Below are 17,731 nucleotides of genomic sequence, written 5' to 3'. Positions count from 1 at the left end.
TGTGTCACTCCGCGGCCATGGCTTGGGGTTTGGGGGCGGATTTCGGCGTCGCGCCGTGCTCGTAGTCCTCGAGGAAGTCGAGCACCTCCTGCCGGTAGGCGTAGTAGTCGGGGTGTTCGAGCAGCTCCTTGCGCGAGCGCGGGCGCGGCAGGTCGACGTCGACGATCTTGCCGATGGTGGCCTGCGGGCCGTTGGTCATCATCACCACGCGGTCGGCCAGCAGGATCGCCTCGTCGACGTCATGGGTGACGCAGATCGCGGTGACCTTGGTGCGGTCCCAGACCTCCATCAGCACCTCCTGCAGCTCCCAGCGGGTGAGGCTGTCGAGCATGCCGAAGGGCTCGTCGAGGAGCAGCAGCTTGGGGCTGAGCGCGAAGGCCCGCGCGATGCCCACGCGCTGCTTCATGCCGTTCGACAGATCCGCCGCCGGGCGGTCCATCGCCTCGGCGAGGCCCACCCGTTCTAGGTAGTAGTCCACCACGTCCTGCCGCTCGCCCCGGCTGGCGCGCGGGTAGACCTTGTCGACGCCGATGGCGACGTTCTCGCGCGCGGTGAGCCAGGGAAAGAGCGAGGGCGACTGGAAGACCACCGCGCGTTCGGGGTCCGCGCCCTCGACGTGGCGGCCGTCGAGCTTGATCGCGCCCTGGCTGATCTCGTTCAGCCCGGCCGCCATGGTCAGCACCGTGGACTTGCCGCAGCCCGAATGGCCGATCAGCGAGACGAACTCGCCCTTGTTCATCTTGAGGTCGAAATCCTCGACCACGGTCAGCGGGCCCTTGGGGGTCGGATAGACCTTGTGCAGCTGCGAGAAGTCGAGGAAGCGGTCGGTGATCGCCCCGGCGCCGGCCTCGGCCACGGCCTTGGGCAACCCGTGGATCGGCGTGACGTTCGGCAGGGTCCGGCTGCCCTCGGCGCGGGCGGCGATGCCCACGTCCATCAGGTAGCCGGTGATCCGGGCACGCAGCGCCTTGAAGCCCTCGTGATGGTTCATCTCGCCCCGTTCGCGCGGGCGCGGTATGGAGACGGCGAACTCCTCGCCCAGCGTGCCGTCGGGGTTGAGCGCGATGATCCGGTCGGCCAGCACGATGGCCTCGTCGACGTCATTGGTGATCAGCACGCAGGTCTTCCGGTCGGCCTGCCAGATCGCCTCGATCTCGTCGGCGAGATTGGCCCGCGTCAGCGCGTCGAGCGCCGAAAGCGGCTCGTCGAGAAGCAGCATCTCGGGGTCCATCGCCAGCGCGCGGGCCACGTTGACCCGCTGGCGCATGCCGCCCGAGAGCTCCGCCGGCCGCCGCGTGGCGGCGTGGGACAGCCCCACCATCTCGACGTAATGCGCCGTCTTCTCGGCCTTCTCGGCGGCCGAGAGCCCCGGGAAGACCGTGTCGACCGCCAGCCGCACGTTGCCGGTGACGGTCAGCCAGGGCATCAGCGAGTAGTTCTGGAACACCACGCCGCGTTCGGGGCCGGGCCCCGCGACGGGCTGGCCCTTGAAGAGGACCCCGCCCGCCGAGGGCTGCTCGAGCCCGGCCATGAGGTTGATGAGGGTGGTCTTGCCGGTGCCCGAGAAGCCCAGGATCACCACGAACTCGCCCTCGGCTACGTCGAGCTCGATGCCCGAGAGCACCTCATCTTCGCCGTAGCGCTTGGTGACGGTCTCGAAAGTCAGGATACCCATGATATCTCCTTGCTGCGCTATCGCGTCGCTGCTTGAGCGCCGCTTACCGCTGGTTCGAGAAGGTGAAGGCGGCCTGGATCGCGAACATCAGCCGGTCGAGCAGGAAGCCGATGATGCCGATGGTGAAGACCGCGACCATGATCCGCGCGAGGCTGGAGGAGGAGCCGTTCTGGAACTCGTCCCAGACGAACTTTCCAAGCCCAGGGTTCTGCGCCAGCATCTCGGCGGCGATCAGCACCATCCATCCGACCCCGAGGCTGAGCCGCAGGCCGGTAAAGATCAGCGGCAGCGCGGAAGGCAGGACCAGCTTGGTGATCTTGGTCCGGGTGCTCATCTTCAGCACCTTGGAGACATTCACCAGGTCGCGGTCGATCGAGGCCACGCCGAGCGCGGTGTTGATCAGCGTCGGCCAGAGCGAACAAAGCGTCACGGTGATTGCCGAGACCAGGAAGCTCTTCTCGAAAAGCCCGTCGTCGGTGACATAGACCGCCGAGACCACCATGGTCACGATCGGCAGCCAGGCCAGCGGCGAGACCGGCTTGAAGATCTGGATGATCGGGTTCAGCGCGGCATTGGCGGTGGCCGAGAGCCCCGCGAGGATGCCGAGCGGCACCGCCACAGCGGTGGCGATCAGGAAGCCGAAGAACACCGTGCGGATCGAGGTGGCGATCTGCTGGTAGAACGAGGGCGCGCCGGTGAAGGCGACGGTTTTCACCTCGTCCTCGCGGCCCGCGGCGATCAGGCGCTCGTTGCGCCGGGCGACCATGGCCTCGAACTTCTCGCGCTTCTCGCCGGTGCGCACGGCGTCCGCGTGCAGGCCCGTGGCCTCTTGCCAGACCGCCGCGGGCCCCGGCACGGCGCCGAGCGAGGTCTGCACCTGCGGGGCGAGCGTCGCCCAGAGCGCGAGGAAGCCCAGGATCGCCACAAGCGGCACGCCCAGAAGGCGCCAGACCTCGCGGCCCTGGGCGCGGGGATTGTCGCCGGCGGCGGCGCGCAGAAGCGGCGTGATCCAGGCCAGGCCCAGGACCTTGAACCAGGCGTCGGCCTTGGTGATGCGGGTGAAGAGCCGGGCGCGGCGGGCCGCGCGGTCGTTCTCTTCGAGGGTGGTGGGGTCAACGGCGGTCATGGAACGCTCCGTGGGACGGGAAGTGTCGGGGGTCCGCCTCCCGGCCCGGTGCAAGCGTGCCCGTCGTGGGACGCGCCGGGGGCCGGAAGGCGGCATGGATGTGGGAAGGGCTCAGCCCTGGATGTCGTTGCCGACGACCACCTGCGCGCCCTTCAGCCCGATCGAGAGGCTCTCGAGGTAGGCATTGGGCGTCCGGCCGTCGTAGGGCACGCCGTCGATGACGTCCTCGGCGGGCGTGGCGGCCTTGTAGCCGTCGCTCTCCCAGGGGAAATCCGCCGGGTCGGCCAGCCCCTCGTCGACCAGGAGCTCCGCGGCCTCGAGGTAGATCGCGGGCTTGTAGACCGAGCGCGCGATCTCGTCGTACCAGCTGTCGGGCTTGGCCTCGGAGATCTGCCCCCAGCGGCGCATCTGGGTCAGATACCAGACCGCGTCCGAATAGAAGGGATAGGTCGCGTTGTAGCGGAAGAAGACGTTGAAGTCGGGGACCTCGCGCACGTCGCCCTTCTCGTATTCGAAGGTGCCGGTCATCGAGTTGGCGATCACCTCGTAGTCGGCGCCCACGTATTCGGGCCGCGACAGGATCTCGACCGCCTCCTCGCGGTTGGCGTTGCCGTTCTCGTCGAGCCACATGGCCGCGCGGATCAGCGCCTTGGTGACGGCCAGCGTGGTGTTGGGGTTCTCCTCGGTGAACTCCGCGGTCAGGCCGAAGACCTTCTCGGGGTTGTTCTTCCAGATCTCGTAGTCGGTCACGACCGGCACGCCGATGCCCTTGAAGACCGCCTGCTGGTTCCAGGGCTCGCCCACGCAATAGCCGTGGATCGTGCCCGCCTCGAGCGTCGCGGGCATCTGCGGCGGCGGGGTCACCGAGAGGAAGACATCGGCGTTGACCTGGCCGGTGGCGTCGCCCTCGCCGTAGAAGCCCGGGTTCAGCCCGCCGGCGGCGAGCCAGTAGCGCAGCTCGTAATTATGGGTGGAGACCGGAAAGACCATGCCCATGTTGAAGGCCTCGCCGTTGTCGCGGAAGCTCTCGACCACCGGCGCCAGGGCCTCGGCCGAGATCGGGTGCTGGGGCCGTCCGTCCTCCATGACGGGGATGTTGGGTTTCATCATCTCCCAGACCTCGTTCGACACGGTGATGCCATTGCCGTTGAGGTCCATGGAGAAGGGCGTGACGATATGCGCCTCTGTGCCGTAGCCGATGGTCGCCGCCAGGGGCTGCCCGGCGAGCATATGCGCCCCGTCGAGCGTGCCGTCGATCACGCCATCCAGCAGCACCTTCCAGTTGGCCTGCGCCTCGAGCGTCACGAAGAGCCCTTCGTCGAGGAAATAGCCCTGCTCGTAGGCCACCGCGAGCGGCGCCATGTCGGTCAGCTTGATGAAGCCGAAGGTCAGCTCGTCTTTCTCGAGGGGCAGCATCTCGGCCAGGGCCGGGCTGGTGAGCGCAGTGGTGGCCGCGAGGCCAAGGAGGATATTCTTCATGTCGCATCCTGTTGGTGAGGCCGGAGGAGATGGCCGGAAACGCGAAAAAAGCCGCTGACGCGCCCTGCCCCTTCGGAAAGGAGACAGAGGGTCGAGCGGCTTTGCTCAGACAACCCGGACGTTCGGGAAATTCAGGTCGGAAAGCGCCCCGTTGCGCCTTCGTGAGACCACCATGCGGTGCCCGGGGTCAGCCCGGCAAGCCTCGCGAGCCCTTGAGCGCGCGGATGTTCTGCATTGCAGCAAAATTTCCCGCGCCTGCCGAAAAATGCAGCATCAAAAGGACGCCGGATCGAACCTGGCGCCGTCGAAGAAGGTGTTTCCGGGGGATCTCAGCACCCCGTGCACGCCGGTGACCTGGGAATCGCCCGCGAAGGCGCCCTCGACCCGCGAGGAGGCCGGCGGCAGGATCGCACTGGTCTGCGCCAGGGCCGCGCGGTGGATGTCGCTGCGGAAGGTGCGCTCGGCGCTCCGCATGGCACTGGCGCGGTCGAGCCCGGTCCGCGCGGCAAGCTGGCTGCCGATCCAGGCCGCCTGGCTGCGCCAGGGGAAATGCGCGGCGCCTTCGTGGAAGCTGAGAAAGGGCTGGACCTCGCGCATGCCGAGCCCACCGCCCAGGTCGAACTGCCCGGTGAAGGCCCGTTCGATCAGCTCGGCCCCGACGTCGAGGTATTCCCGCCGCGCCAGCAGTTCGGCCGCCAGCGAGCGCGCATCGGCGGCCTCGAGCCAGCGGCTCGCGCGCCAGACCGCCCGGATCAGCCGCGCGGAAAGCTCCGGCTCGCCGTCCGCCCAGCACGCGCGGGTGGCCAGCACCTTCTCGGGCGCCCAGGACCAGATCGCCTTGCCCGCCAGCAACAGGACCCCCCCGTCCTTGGCCGCGACCTGCGAGGCCCAGGGCTCGCCCACGCAGAAGGCGTCGATCTCGCCGGTCTGGATCGCATCGGCCATCAGCGGCGGCGGCACGGTGCGCACCACCAGGCTTTGCGGGCTCGGCAGACCCAGGGCCGAGAGCCAGTGAAAGACCAGCTCGGCATGCATCGAGAAGGGAAAGGGCACCCCGAAGCGCAGCGGTTTCGGCGCCCCGGAGATCAGCAGCCGGCCCGCCCTTTCCGCCGCCATGAGGTCGAAGTCATGGCCCGCCGCGCGCATCTTCTCGGCCAGGGGCGCGCTGAGGCCCACCATGGTGCCGTTGACCGACAGGACCGAGACCACGTCGAAACCCGTCGCCCCGCCGCCGAGCCCCAGCGCGGTCGCGACCGGCACCGGCGCCAGCATATGCGCCGCATCGACCTGCCCCACCGAGAGCGCGTCGCGCAGCCGCGACCAGGAGGGCGCCTGCACCAGGTCGAGGCTCAGCCCTTCGGCGGCGGCAAAGCCCATCTCCTCGGCGACAATCAGCGGCGCCGCGTCGACCAGCGGCACATAGCCCAGCGAGATCGGCGTTGTCCTCATCCCAGGAGCCTCGCCGAGGTCACCAGCGCCTGCGCCACATCGGCGATGCGCCGGTTCTGCTCCATCGCGGTGCGGCGCAGGAGGGCATAGGCCTCTTCCTCGTCGATGCCGCGGGCGCGCATGACCAGCCCCTTGGCGCGGTCGATGACCTTGCGCTCCTCGAGCGCCTTCTTGGTCTCGGCCAGCTCGGTGCGCATGCGCTTGACCATCTGGAACCGCGCGATGGCCGCGTCGAGCACCGGTTTGACCCGCGCCCGCGTGAGCCCGTCGACCACATAGGCCGAAAGCCCCGCCTCGATCGCCGCGGTCGAGAGCGCCTGGTCGGTCCGGTCGACGAAGAGCGCCACCGGCCGGTCGAGCGGCCCCGAGGCCAGCGCCAGCTCCTCGAGCGTGTCGCGCGAGGGATCGGCCTCGTCGACCAGCACCACGTCGGGGCTGTGCAGCTGGATCTGCCGCTGCAGGGCGGCGCGCTCGCCGATGATGTGGATGTCGTAGTCCCCGGCCTCGCGCAGCGCATCGACGATGAGCTTGGCGCGGTCCGGGTCCGCTTCGACGATCACGATGGTGAGCACGGAGGACATGAGCTCCACCCAGCACAGCGCGCGGCGCTTGGCAAAAGAGAAGCGGCGGCGGGGGGGATGGCGGAGGCGCTGTGCCCAAAGAATGGGCAGTTTGTGGGTGGGGCTGGGTTGCAGGCTTGGGCTTGGGCTTGGGCTTGGGCTTGGGCTTGGGCTTGGGCTTGGGCTTGGGCTTGGGCTTGGGCTTGGGCTTGGGCTTGGGCTTGGGCTTGGGCTTGGGAGGTGTCAGCGCACTTGGGGCGCTCTGTCCACTGAAATCCGTGCCGGACCGCGCGAGGTCTTCAAGTGCCGAAGCGCCCGGCCCGAGCGCAGGCCACAGCCACAGGCATCGGGTCGCGCCACACATCACCCGCACGCTCGCCATTCCCCGCACCGCACGTTACTCCTGCACCACGCCACCCCTCAGCACGGAGGCCCCGCGTGCCGCAGACAGACTTCGACAGCCTGGTGATCGGCGCGGGCGCCGTCGGCCTCGCGACGGCGGCGGAATTGGCCGAGCGGGGGCAGAGCGTCCTGGTGCTCGAAGCCGGCCCACAGCCCGGCGAAGGCACCACAGCGCGCAACAGCGAGGTGATCCACGCGGGCCTCTACTACCCGACGGGCAGTCTCAAACACGCGCTCTGCGTCACCGGCCGGCGGCGGCTCTACGACTTCCTGCGCGACCAGAACGTCGCCCATGCCAAATGCGGCAAGCTGGTCGTGGCCAGCGATGCCGCCGAGGAAGAGCGCCTCTCCGAGATCCTCGAGCGCGGGCGCGAGAACGGGGTCGAGGGGCTGCGGCTCCTCTCGCGCCGCGAAGTCGCCGCCCGCGCGCCCGAGCTGCGCGCCAGCGCCGCGCTCTGGTCGCCCGAGACCGGGATCTTTGACAGCCACGGCTATCTCGTGCAGCTGATCGCCTGGCTCGAGGCGCGCGGCGGGCTCCTGGTGCTGCGCACGCCGGTCACCGGGGTCACGCCGATCCAAGGTGGCTACGCGGTCGAGACCGGCGGCGCCGAGCCCACGCGCATCACCGCGCGGCGGCTGGTCAATGCGGCGGGCCTCTGGGCGCCGGGGCTGGCCGAGAAGATCGCCGGGCTGCCCGCGGAGGCCCGGCCCCGGCAATGGCTCGCCAAGGGGTGTTATTTCCGCTTCACCGGGCGCTCGCCCTTCGACTGCCTGATCTACCCGGTGCCGGTCGACGGCGGGCTCGGCATACATGCGACGCTGGACCTCGGCGGCGCGCTGCGCTTCGGGCCGGACGTGGACTGGCTGCCCGAGGGCACGGGGCCCGAGGGTATCGATTACCGCGTCGATCCCGCGCGGGCGGGGGCTTTCGAGACCGCGATCCGGCGCTACTGGCCCGGCCTGCCCGAAGGGCGGCTCGAACCGGATTACAGCGGTGTGCGCCCGAAGCTGCGCGGTCCAGGCGGCGGCACCTTCGACTTCGAGATCCAGACCGAGGGCGCGCATGGGCTGCCGGGACTGGTCAATCTCTTCGGTATCGAGAGCCCCGGCCTGACCGCCTCGCTCGCCATCGGCGCGCGGGTGGCGGAGGGGTTGGTCGAGAGCTGAGGGGCGGAGGGGACAGACCAAAAAAGCCCGTGCCCGCACAGACCTCAGAGGTCAGACCCGGAGGTCCTCAACCCTGCTCACACCGGCCGCCGCAGCGCCTCGACCTCGCGCGCCATGTCTTCCCCCAGCGCCACCAGCTCCGCCGCCGGGGTGCCGCGCTGGCCCTCGACCTTGAGCGCGACCACATCGGCCTGGTAGCGCCGCGCGAGGCGGTTGACCGAGGCCCCCTCGGGCAGTTCGCCCTGTGCCTGCGCCCGCGCGAAGGCAGCGGCGAAATCCTCCTGCAGCGCGTCGAGGTAATCGCGCGCCAGGACACCCAGCGGCGCGGCGCTGCCGGCGCATTCCAGCACCGTCTTGACCAGCATGCAGGCGCGGTCCTCGGCGGCCCGCCGCGCGGTCTCGCGCAGATGCGCGGCGAGCGCGGCCAGGGGCGCGCCCTCCTGGGCCAGGCTCTCGGCCAGACCGGCGCGCTGGGCGGTGAAATACCGCTCGAGCGCCGCCCGGAAGAGCGCCTCCTTGCTGGAAAACGCCGCGTAGATGCTGCCGGGCTTCATCTGCAGCGCCGCCTCGAGGTCGCGCAGCGAGGTCGCGTGGAAGCCCTTCGACCAGAAAAGCTCCATCGCGGCGGCCAGGGCGGTCTCGCGGTCATAGGGGCGGGCGCGTGTCATGGCGCCAATATAGGGGCGCTGCCCGCGACTGTCGCGGGGGCAAGGGGTCGCCTCACGTTTGAGTGATTACTCAAACCCGCCCCTTGAGTGATCGCTCAAAAGACCGATGTCTTGGGCAGGCCGCCCGAGAGGCGGCACGACACACAACGCGGAAAGGCACAGCAATGACCGACTTCACGCTTCACGATCAGGACAGCGCCCCCGAAGACAGCAAGCCGCTGCTCGAGAACTCGCAGAAGGCCTTCGGGATGATCCCCAGCCTGCACGCGGTCATGGCCGAGGCGCCGGGCCTCCTCGAGGGCTACCAGCGGCTGCACGCGCTGTTCCAGGACTCCTCCTTCGACAAGGACGAGCTGACCGTGGTCTGGCAGTCGATCAACGTCGAGCACGCCTGCCACTATTGCGTCCCCGCCCACACCGGCATTGCCAAGAACATGGGCGTCGACGACGAGATCACCGAGGCGCTGCGCAACGAGACCAAGCTGCCGAACGACCGCCTCGAGGCGCTGCGCGACTTCACCCTGGCCGTCGTCCGCGGCCGCGGCAATGTCGATGACGCGGCCATGAAAGCCTTCCTCGACGCGGGCTTCACCAAGCGCCAAGTGCTCGAAGTGGTGCTGGGCGTCTCGCAGAAGGTGATGTCGAACTACGTCAACCACCTGGCCGAGACCCCGGTCGACAAGCCGTTCCAGAAGTTCGAATGGACCAAGGCGCAGGACAAGGCGGCCTGATCGCTTAACGCCTTTGACGCTGCCCTCGGCACGAGGGCTGACAAGGCCCCGTCGGTATCTCCGGCGGGGCCTTGGAACATCCGTCCCGGGGAATGTCCCGCGCCCCGGAACACTGTTCGCCGCTTGCGGTTAAGGCCCGGACGCGCGGCCTTATTTCGGCCGCCCCGTTGATCCCCGGCGCGCCCGGGGACAGGTCTGACGCCCGACACAATGCCCCCTCCCAAAGGAGCCACCAAATGCTGAAACCCATTCTCGCCGCCGCCGTCACCGCCGCGGGCCTTGCCGGGGCCGCCACCGCGCAAGAGGCCGACAGCCTGCGCGTCGGCATGTCGGGCGGCTACTTCCCCTTCACCTTCGTGCGCCAGGACGAGCTGCAGGGCTTCGAGGTCGACGTCATGGAAGCCGTCGGCGAGGAAGCGGGCCTCGAGATCACCTTCGAGACCATGTCCTTTTCCGGGCTGATCGGCGCGCTCGAGGCGGGCCGGATCGACACGATCGCCAACCAGATCACCATCACGCCCGAGCGGCAGGAGGCCTTCGCCTTCACCCAGCCCTACGTGATCGACGGCGCGCAGGTGGTGACCAAGGCCGGCAACACGGAGATCGCGGGCGTCGAGGACCTCAAGGGCCGCACCGTCGCGGTCAACCTCGGTTCGAACTTCGAGCAGCTCCTGCGCGACCTGCCTTATGCCGACGAGATCGAGATCCGCACCTATGAGACCAACATCGAGCAGGACACCGCGCTGGGCCGCGTTGATGCCTTCGTGATGGACCGGGTCTCCTCGGCGCAGGTGATCCAGGAAAGCCCGCTGCCGCTGGAACTCGCCGGCCAGCCCTTCTCGGAGATTCGCAACGCCCTGCCCTTCCGCGACACCGAGGACGGCCGCGCCCTGCGCGACCGCGTCGACGCCGCGCTGACCACCCTGAAGGAGGACGGCACCCTGGCCGAGATCTCGCAGAAGTGGTTCGACAGCGACATCACCACGGCAGCCACGGAGTGAACTGAGCGATGCGCGGGCTCGACCTCGACTACATGCTCGGGCTCGTGCCCGTGATCCTGGGCTATGTGCCGCTGACGCTCTTCATGGCGGTGGCGGCCATGGCCTGCGCGCTGGTGCTGGCCTCGCTGCTGGCAGTCGAGCGGGTGATCAAGGTGCCCGGCCTCGACTGGCTGGTGGTGCTCTTCATCAGCTTCTTCCGCGGCACGCCGCTCCTGGTGCAGCTGTTCCTGTTTTACTACGGGCTGCCGCAGGTCCTGTCCTTCCTGACCCAGATCAACGGGGTCACGGCGGCGATCATGGGTCTCACGCTGCATTTCTCGGCCTATATGGCCGAGGCGATCCGCGCCGCGATCACCGGCGTCGACCGCAGCCAGTGGGAGGCCGCGCAGTCGATCGGCATGACCCAGGGCCAGATGATGCGGCGGATCATCCTGCCGCAGGCGGGCCGCATCGCTGCGCCGACGCTGGTCAATTACTTCATCGACATGATCAAGGGCACCTCGCTGGCCTTCACCCTCGGCGTGACCGAGATGATGGGCGCGACCCAGAAGGAGGCCTCGGGCAGCTTCCTCTACTTCGAGGCCTTCCTGGTGGTGGCGCTGATCTACTGGATCATGGTCGAGCTTCTGAACCAGGGCCAGAAACGGCTCGAGACGCAACTGAACAGGGCCTACGCGCGATGATTTCCCTCCGTGGTCTCAGCAAGAGCTTCGGCGCCTCGGCGGTGCTCGACGGCATCGACCTCGACATCGCCGACGGCGAGCGCGTCGTGGTGATCGGCCCCTCGGGCACCGGCAAGTCGACGCTGCTGCGCTGCCTGAACTTCCTCGACCGGCCCGAGGCCGGGACGATCACCGTGGGCGATGTCTCCGTCGACGCGGCCCGCGCCTCCAAGCGCGACGTGCTGGCGCTGCGCCGGGCGACCGCCTTCGTCTTCCAGAACTACGCGCTTTTCGCCAACAAGACGGCGAAGGAAAACATCATGGAGGCGCTGGTCACGGTGCAGGGCCGGCCCCGCGCCGAGGCCGAGGCAAAGGCGCTCGAGGTGCTGGCCGAGACCGGCCTCGCCGAGAAGGCCGACAGCTTCCCGGCAGCTCTTTCCGGCGGCCAGCAGCAGCGCGTCGGCATCGGCCGGGCCATGGCCATCGGCGCGGAGCTGATGCTCTTTGACGAGCCGACCTCGGCGCTCGATCCCGAATGGGTGGGCGAGGTTCTGGACCTCATGCGCCGGGTCGCCGAGCGCCGCCAGACCATGCTGATCGTGACCCACGAGATGCAGTTCGCCCGCGAGATCGCCGACCGCGTGGTCTTCATGGAGGGCGGCCGCGTGGTTGAACAAGGCCCGCCGAGCCAGGTGCTCGACGCGCCGCAGGACCCCCGGTTGCAGCGCTTCCTGCGGCGGGTCGGGTAGCGCGGGCGGCGGATCTGGGCGATGCGTCGACCGGTATCTCGCCGGGCGCGTGATGCCGTTACCCGCGCCCTGCCCCCACGCCCTCAGGCGTGCGCCCGCTCCACCTCGCGCAGCGCCGCGATCAGCCTCGGCAGGTCGCGCGGCGCGGGCTCCAGACCCGCCAGCCAATGCTCGTGCACGCCCACGATGCGCAGGGGGAACCGCGTCAGCCCCAGCGCCCGCGCGATGGCGAAGCGGTGGTTGCCCGAGCTGGACTTCAGCACCCGCCCTTCGGCGTCGACCAGCGCGCTCGACTCGTAGGTCGCCACATCGCGCGAGAAGCCCTCGGTCTCGAGGCTGTGGACGATGCCGCCCACGTAGCCCTCGAGGAACTCCAGGATCTCGGCCTCGCTCCGCATCTCGATGCCCTTGTGCCGCGCCAGCCCTTCGTGCGCGAGCGCATCCGAGAGCATGGCGAACCAGAGCGTCTCGCGCGGCGCGCCGCGCTTGGCGACAAAATCCGCCGCCAGCCGCACCCGCTGTTCGTCCTCGATGGGGCGCGGTTTGCGGAAGTCGCGGGCCGGGATGACGAAGGGTTCGCGCGCCTTGAGCCAGGGCCGGAGCGGCTGCACCAGCCGCGAAGGGAAGACCCGTTCGAGCCGCTTCAAGCGCCCTTTCGAGACGACGTAGCGGCTGCCCGCATGCCAGCAGACCTTGGCGGTATCGACATGCAGGACGGCGGCGTCGCCGGCCTCGGCACTGAAGGTCTTTTGCGGCAGGCGGCGCAGGGACAAGGGGCACCTCATCGGGAAACGGAGACGGCGCGCCCGGGGGCGCGGACCCTCCCTATGCCGGGGGCGAGCGGCGCTGTCCACGCGGTTGCGCGGGACGCGCCCGCGGAAGGCACCGCGCGTGGCCGGGGGGCCGCGCTGGCCGGGCGGGTTGCGGGCGGCGACGTCGCGCTGTGCCCTCCGCCAACTCCGGGCGCCCCACCCTGCCCCAAACGACAGCGGGCCACCCGAAGGCGGCCCGCGCGTTCACATTAGACAAGGCCGCAAGCGCGCGACTTGTGCCTCAGCCGCAGTCCGCCAGAGACCGCGCCATGTCGCGCAGGAGCGCCGGATAGAGCGCCGCGCCCGCGTCGAGATGCGCGCCGAGCGGGTCCAGCACCGCCGTGCCCGCCTCGGTGCCTTCCAGCACGGTGGAGACGATGCCGGGGTTGAACTGTGGCTCGGAGAGGACGCAGGTCACATCCGCCTCGGTGATCCGCGCCTGGATCTCGGCGATGCGTGCGGGGCTCGGCGGGGTGGCGTCCGAAATCGAGATGGCGCCGACGACGTTGAGGCCGAAGCTCTCCTCGAAATACTGGTAGGCATCGTGGAAGACGATCACCGGCGCGCCGTCGCGGGACGCAAGGATCTCTGCGATCTCGGTCTCGAGCGCGGCCAGCTCGGACTGCCCGGCCTCGGCATTGGCGCGGTAGATTTCGGCGTTCTCCGGGTCGACTTCAGCGAGCGCCTCGGCGATGGCGCCGAGCCAGAGCGCGGCGTTCTCCGGCGCGAGCCAGCCGTGCGGGTCGAGGCTGCCCGGCGCGTGGTCGTGGCCGTGGTCTTCGGCCTCGGCATGGGCGTCGTGATCGTGGCCCTCGGCTTCGGCGTGGTCATCGTGCCCGTGGTCGTCCTGCGCGGCGTGGTCCTCATGCCCCGCTTCGCCCTCGGCATGGTCGTCATGCCCCTCGTGGTCGTGCCCGTCCCCGTGGTCGGCGTGGTCCTCATGGTCGGCATGCTCTTCGTGCTCATGCCCGTCATGGTCACTGTGATCGTCATGCGCGTCATGCGCATCATGGTCATCGTGACCGTGCTCCTCGTGGCCCTCCTCGCCATGCTCGCCGTGCTCATGCGCCTCGAAAAGCGCCCCTGAGCGGGTCTCGAGCCTGAGCGTCCCCGCCACCTCGAAGAGCTCCAGCCGCCGCGCGTCGCCGGCCAGCGTTCCCAGCGCCTCGGAAAGCCAGGGCGTCAGCGCCGGGCCGGTCCAGACCACCAGGTCGGCCTCCTGCAGGGCGCGGGCCTCGGAGGGGCGCAGGTTGTAGCCATGCGGGCTCGCGCCCGAGGGAATCACCAGGTCCGGGCGCCCGACGCCCTCCATCACGCGCGCGACCAGCGCATGGGCGGGCGCGATGTCGACGGCGACGCTTGGCGAATCGGCCAGAACCGGAGAGGCGAGGCAGGCAAGCGCCAGGGGCGCGGCGAGACGGGTCATGGACATTCTCCAACTGTGATCTTATAACGTCGAGACCCGAGCTAAATGATATATCATAACATGTCCAGCCACCAAAACGACCGCCCCACCCCCGAGGAGACGCCGCTGGGCTTCGCCCGCCACGATCACGCCAAATGCGTCGATCAGGGCCTCGCCGCGGCCGAAGAGCGGTCCCGGGCGGCGGGCCTGCGCTTCACCCCGGTGCGCCGCAAGGTGCTGGAGATCCTCCTGCGCGAACACCGCGCCGTGGGCGCCTACGAGATCCTCGACAACCTGCGCGAGGCGGGCTTCGCCTCGCAGCCGCCGGTGGCCTACAGGGCGCTGGAATTCCTGGTCACCCAGGGCTTCGCCCACCGGATCGAGCGGCTCAACGCCTTCATCGCCTGCGCCAGCCCCGGCGACGACCACGCACCGGCCTTCCTGATCTGCCGCGGCTGCGACAGCGTCGCCGAGACCCACATGCGGCCCTCCGACGGGGCCTTCGGCGCCGCCGCCCGGGCCACCGGCTTCCAGGTCGAACGCGCGGTGATCGAGGCCGAGGGCCTCTGCCCCGCCTGCGCCCCGGAGGCCTCATGAGCCTTGTCTCCGCCGAACGCCTGAGCCTCGCCTACGGCGGCCAGACGGTGCTGTCGCAGGTCGACCTCACGCTCGACCCGGGCGAGATCGTCACCATCGTCGGGCCGAACGGCTCGGGCAAGACCTCGCTCCTGCGGGCGCTCATCGGGGCCGTCGCGCCAAGCGCGGGACAGGTTCGGCGCAGGCCCGGGCTGAAGATCGGCTATGTGCCGCAGCGCCTGCACATCGACCCGACGCTGCCGATGACCGTGGCGCGCTTCCTGCGGCTCGCCGGGCGGGTGAGCCGCGCCCAGGTGCACCGCGCGCTGGAGACGGCCGGGGTGCCCGGCCTCTCCGAGCGGCAGATGTCGGGGCTCTCGGGCGGGCAGTTCCAGCGCGTCCTGCTGGCGCGGGCGCTGATCGAGACGCCGGACCTCCTGATCCTCGACGAGGCGACGCAGGGGCTCGACCAGCCGGGCTCGGCCGCCTTCTATCGCCAGATCGAGGCGGTCCGCGCCGAGACCGGCACGGCGGTCCTCATGGTCAGCCACGAGCTGCACGTGGTGATGAGCGCCTCGGACCGGGTGGTCTGCCTGAACGGCCATGTCTGCTGTGAGGGCACCCCGGCTGTGGTGGCCTCGGCGCCGGAATACCGCGCGCTCTTCGGGCCGGGCACCGGCGGCGCGCTGGCGCTCTATCGCCACGATCACGACCATCACCACCACCCCGATCATCCGCATGATCACGGGCACGAACATGGGCATGGGCACGGCCACGATCACGCCCAGGACGGCCAACACAGGCAGAACCGGAACGAGGCGGCGGAATGATGCTCGACGATTTCATGCTGCGCGCCACGCTGGCGGGCATCGGCGTGGCGCTGGCCGCCGCCCCTCTGGGCTGCTTCGTGGTCTGGCGGCGCATGGCCTATTTCGGCGATGCCACCGCCCATGCGGCGATCCTCGGCGTGGCGCTGTCGCTGGCGCTTTCGGTCTCGGTCTTCGCGGGCGCCCTGGCCGTGGCGCTGATCATGGCGCTGGCGGTCAACGCGCTGACAGGGCGCGGCTTCGCCATGGACACGCTCCTGGGCGTGCTCGCGCATTCCGCGCTGGCCTTCGGGCTGGTCGCGGTCTCCTTCCTCGAGGGCATCCGCATCGACCTCATGGCCTATCTCTTCGGCGACATCCTCGCGGTCTCGCGGCTCGACCTCGCGGTGATCTGGAGCGGGGCGCTGGCCGTCGTCGCGCTGATCGCCTGGCGCTGGTCGGCGCTTCTGACCGCAACGCTCAACACCGACCTGGCCTTCGCCAACGGCATCGACCCGCGCCGCGAGCAGCTCGTGCTGACGCTGGCCCTCGCGATCACCGTGGCGGTGGCGATCAAGGTGGTCGGCGTCCTTCTCATTGCCGCGCTGCTGATCATCCCCGCCGCCGCCGCGCGGCCCCTGGCGCGCACGCCCGAGGCCATGGCGGTCATCGCCGCTCTGATCGGCGCGGGTGCGGCGGTCCTGGGGCTGCGGGCGGCCTATCTCTTCGACACGCCCGCCGGCCCCTCGATCGTCTGCGTCGCGGCGCTGGCCTTCCTGACCACCTCGCTTCTCGGCGTGGGCGCGCGCAGGGCCTGAGCCGCCGCGCCCACCCGATTGCGGAGCGCGCGGGCCTGTGCGACATAAGCCATCCAAAGGGGTCAGCCGAGACGTGAGACGCCAGATGCGCCGATACCGCCTTCCCGCCGTCCTCTGCGCCGCGGGCCTCTGGGCCGGGGGCGCGGGCGCGCATCCGCATATCTTCATCGACACGCAGTTCGCGCTGCAGTTCGACGCCGAGGGGCGGCTGACCGCCGTGGCGGTGGAATGGCGCTACGACGCCTTCTACTCGATGCTGGTGATCGAGGAGAACGGCCTCGACAGCGACGGCGACGGCACGCCCGAGGACGCCGCGCTGAGCGATTTCGCGGGCCAGGACGTCGACTGGGAGGGCGGCTTTCCGGGCGACTTCCAGCTCCTGCTCGGCGGCGAGGACCTGGCGCTGGGGACCGCTCAAGCCCATGAGGCGGGCTATGTTCAGGGCCAGCTCGTGACCCGCCACATCCGCCCCCTGCCCGAGCCCCTGGCGCTCGAGGGCCGCGAGGTGCTCGCGCGGGCCTATGACCCGACCTATTTCGTGGCCTACGACGTGCCCGAGATGCCCACCGCGGAGGGCCCCGCCACCTGCGAGGTCAGCCGCAGCGAGGCCGACACCCAGGCGGCCGAGGCCAAATACGGCGACCTCCTGGCCGAGGTCGACGAGACCGGCGACCCCTTCGAGGCGGTCGACCTGCCCGACATCGGCATCCTTTTCGCAGACAGCTTCCGGTTCACATGCGCGCCCTCAAGCTGAGCCTCCTGGCCCTGGCGGTCACCGCCGTCGTGCTGGCGCTCGCGGGCGGGGCCAGCGGCGAGATCGCGGCCTGGCAGCGGGATTTCCAGAACGACCTCGCGGGCGCGCTGCGTGCGCTGCAGGGCGGCGACCGGGGCGCCAGCGCGGCGATCCTCGGGCTGTGCTTCGCCTATGGCGTGGTGCATGCCATCGGGCCCGGCCACGGCAAGGTGCTGATCGGCGGCTACGGCGTCGGGCGCAGCGTGGCGATCGGCCCCCTGTCGCTGATCGCGCTGGCGGCCTCGCTCGGCCAGGCGCTGACCGCGCTGGCGCTGGTCGGCGCGGGCTTCGGACTGCTGAGCCTGACCCGCGTGCAGATGACCGGCCTCGCCGACGGGGCGCTGGCGCTGGTGAGCTTCTCGGCGATCGGGCTGATCGGGCTTTGGCTGGCGTTTCGGGGCCTGCGCGGGCTCTGGGCGCTACGGGGCGCCGAGGCCGCGCAGGCGCATGGCCATGACCACGGCGGACACTGCGGCCACGCCCATATGCCAAGCGCCGAGGAGATCGCCCGCGCCACCCGGCCCCGCGACGTCGCAGCCCTGATCGGCAGCATCGCGATCCGGCCCTGCACCGGGGCGCTCTTCCTCTTGGTCATCGCCTGGTACATCGACCTGGTCTGGATCGGCGTCCTCGGCACCTTTGCCATGGCGCTCGGCACCGCGGCGGTGACCGTGGCAGTGGCGGCGATCTCGGTCACCTCGCGCCGGGCGGCGCTTGCGAGCCTCGTGAGTGACGGGCGGCTGACGGTGCTGGCGCCGCTTCTGGAGCTCCTGGCCGGCAGCGCCGTCATGGTGATTGCTGCGCAGCTCCTCCTGCCGCTGATCTGAGCGAAAAAGCGCAGTGACCCTGCGC

At 70.0% G+C, this 17,731-nt stretch carries 18 protein-coding genes; 10 read left to right on the top strand and 8 right to left on the bottom strand.

Annotated features, from left to right (window positions below; genetic code table 11):
- Positions 1-4: 4 nt before the first annotated feature.
- The 5 genes from LR948_RS05025 to LR948_RS05005 form a co-directional block, all read right to left on the bottom strand.
- Positions 5-1,675, bottom strand: coding sequence for an ABC transporter ATP-binding protein (locus LR948_RS05025; protein ID WP_232752883.1), 1,671 nt, complete (start codon positions 1,673-1,675; stop codon positions 5-7).
- Positions 1,676-1,718: 43 nt separating this feature from the next.
- Positions 1,719-2,801: an ABC transporter permease gene (locus tag LR948_RS05020; RefSeq protein ID WP_232752882.1), complete on the bottom strand. Its 1,083-nt coding sequence runs from the start codon at positions 2,799-2,801 to the stop codon at positions 1,719-1,721.
- Positions 2,802-2,912: 111 nt separating this feature from the next.
- Positions 2,913-4,280, bottom strand: a complete 1,368-nt coding sequence (locus tag LR948_RS05015; RefSeq protein WP_232752881.1) for a CmpA/NrtA family ABC transporter substrate-binding protein — start codon at positions 4,278-4,280, stop codon at positions 2,913-2,915.
- 273 nt (positions 4,281-4,553) lie between these two features.
- Complete coding sequence (locus tag LR948_RS05010) at positions 4,554-5,729, bottom strand: CmpA/NrtA family ABC transporter substrate-binding protein (RefSeq protein WP_232753176.1); 1,176 nt, start codon at positions 5,727-5,729, stop codon at positions 4,554-4,556.
- Positions 5,726-6,310, bottom strand: coding sequence for an ANTAR domain-containing response regulator (locus LR948_RS05005; protein WP_232752880.1), 585 nt, complete (start codon positions 6,308-6,310; stop codon positions 5,726-5,728). The genes LR948_RS05010 and LR948_RS05005 overlap by 4 nt, the downstream gene beginning before the upstream one ends.
- 417 nt (positions 6,311-6,727) lie before the next feature.
- On the opposite strand from LR948_RS05005, the gene LR948_RS04995 reads away from it, so the two are divergent.
- Positions 6,728-7,858, top strand: coding sequence for an NAD(P)/FAD-dependent oxidoreductase (locus LR948_RS04995; protein WP_232752879.1), 1,131 nt, complete (start codon positions 6,728-6,730; stop codon positions 7,856-7,858).
- Between the two features lie 77 nt (positions 7,859-7,935).
- Here the strand turns inward: LR948_RS04995 and LR948_RS04990 are convergent, their stop codons facing one another.
- Positions 7,936-8,526 (bottom strand): TetR/AcrR family transcriptional regulator, encoded by a 591-nt coding sequence (locus LR948_RS04990; RefSeq protein WP_232752878.1) that lies wholly within the window; start codon positions 8,524-8,526, stop codon positions 7,936-7,938.
- Positions 8,527-8,690: 164 nt separating this feature from the next.
- Between LR948_RS04990 and LR948_RS04985 the strand changes: the two genes are divergently transcribed.
- The 4 genes from LR948_RS04985 to LR948_RS04970 all read left to right on the top strand — a co-directional run bounded on the left by LR948_RS04985 (position 8,691) and on the right by LR948_RS04970 (position 11,669).
- Positions 8,691-9,257, top strand: coding sequence for a carboxymuconolactone decarboxylase family protein (locus LR948_RS04985; protein WP_232752877.1), 567 nt, complete (start codon positions 8,691-8,693; stop codon positions 9,255-9,257).
- A gap of 236 nt (positions 9,258-9,493) precedes the next feature.
- Positions 9,494-10,258, top strand: a complete 765-nt coding sequence (locus LR948_RS04980; protein ID WP_232752876.1) for an amino acid ABC transporter substrate-binding protein — start codon at positions 9,494-9,496, stop codon at positions 10,256-10,258.
- Positions 10,259-10,266: 8 nt separating this feature from the next.
- Positions 10,267-10,941 carry an amino acid ABC transporter permease gene (locus LR948_RS04975; protein WP_232752875.1) on the top strand — a complete coding sequence of 225 codons (675 nt, stop codon included), beginning with the start codon at positions 10,267-10,269 and terminating at the stop codon, positions 10,939-10,941.
- Positions 10,938-11,669: an amino acid ABC transporter ATP-binding protein gene (locus tag LR948_RS04970; RefSeq protein WP_232752874.1), complete on the top strand. Its 732-nt coding sequence runs from the start codon at positions 10,938-10,940 to the stop codon at positions 11,667-11,669. The genes LR948_RS04975 and LR948_RS04970 overlap by 4 nt, the downstream gene beginning before the upstream one ends.
- 83 nt (positions 11,670-11,752) lie before the next feature.
- On the opposite strand, the gene LR948_RS04965 is transcribed toward LR948_RS04970, so the two are convergent.
- Both LR948_RS04965 and LR948_RS04960 read right to left on the bottom strand, forming a co-directional pair.
- Positions 11,753-12,442: a hypothetical protein gene (locus LR948_RS04965; RefSeq protein WP_232752873.1), complete on the bottom strand. Its 690-nt coding sequence runs from the start codon at positions 12,440-12,442 to the stop codon at positions 11,753-11,755.
- A 280-nt stretch (positions 12,443-12,722) separates the two neighbouring features.
- Positions 12,723-13,913 (bottom strand): zinc ABC transporter substrate-binding protein, encoded by a 1,191-nt coding sequence (locus LR948_RS04960; protein WP_232752872.1) that lies wholly within the window; start codon positions 13,911-13,913, stop codon positions 12,723-12,725.
- A gap of 54 nt (positions 13,914-13,967) precedes the next feature.
- On the opposite strand from LR948_RS04960, the gene LR948_RS04955 reads away from it, so the two are divergent.
- The 5 genes from LR948_RS04955 to LR948_RS04935 all read left to right on the top strand — a co-directional run bounded on the left by LR948_RS04955 (position 13,968) and on the right by LR948_RS04935 (position 17,706).
- Positions 13,968-14,483, top strand: a complete 516-nt coding sequence (locus tag LR948_RS04955; RefSeq protein WP_232752871.1) for a Fur family transcriptional regulator — start codon at positions 13,968-13,970, stop codon at positions 14,481-14,483.
- Positions 14,480-15,292 carry a metal ABC transporter ATP-binding protein gene (locus LR948_RS04950; RefSeq protein WP_232752870.1) on the top strand — a complete coding sequence of 271 codons (813 nt, stop codon included), beginning with the start codon at positions 14,480-14,482 and terminating at the stop codon, positions 15,290-15,292. Before LR948_RS04955 ends, LR948_RS04950 begins: the two co-directional genes overlap by 4 nt.
- Positions 15,292-16,086 carry a metal ABC transporter permease gene (locus LR948_RS04945; protein WP_232753175.1) on the top strand — a complete coding sequence of 265 codons (795 nt, stop codon included), beginning with the start codon at positions 15,292-15,294 and terminating at the stop codon, positions 16,084-16,086. Before LR948_RS04950 ends, LR948_RS04945 begins: the two co-directional genes overlap by 1 nt.
- Positions 16,087-16,171: 85 nt before the next feature.
- A complete protein-coding gene (locus LR948_RS04940; RefSeq protein ID WP_232752869.1) occupies positions 16,172-16,840 on the top strand; it encodes a DUF1007 family protein in 669 nt (222 codons plus the stop codon).
- Complete coding sequence (locus tag LR948_RS04935; RefSeq protein WP_232752868.1) at positions 16,822-17,706, top strand: nickel/cobalt transporter; 885 nt, start codon at positions 16,822-16,824, stop codon at positions 17,704-17,706. The genes LR948_RS04940 and LR948_RS04935 overlap by 19 nt, the downstream gene beginning before the upstream one ends.
- Positions 17,707-17,731: the final 25 nt, after the last annotated feature.

The organism is Roseivivax sp. GX 12232, assembly GCF_021272185.1.
Lineage (GTDB): Bacteria > Pseudomonadota > Alphaproteobacteria > Rhodobacterales > Rhodobacteraceae > Roseivivax.
Note: the sequence above shows the minus strand (reverse complement) of the source record. Positions and strands in the feature narration are given on the sequence as shown.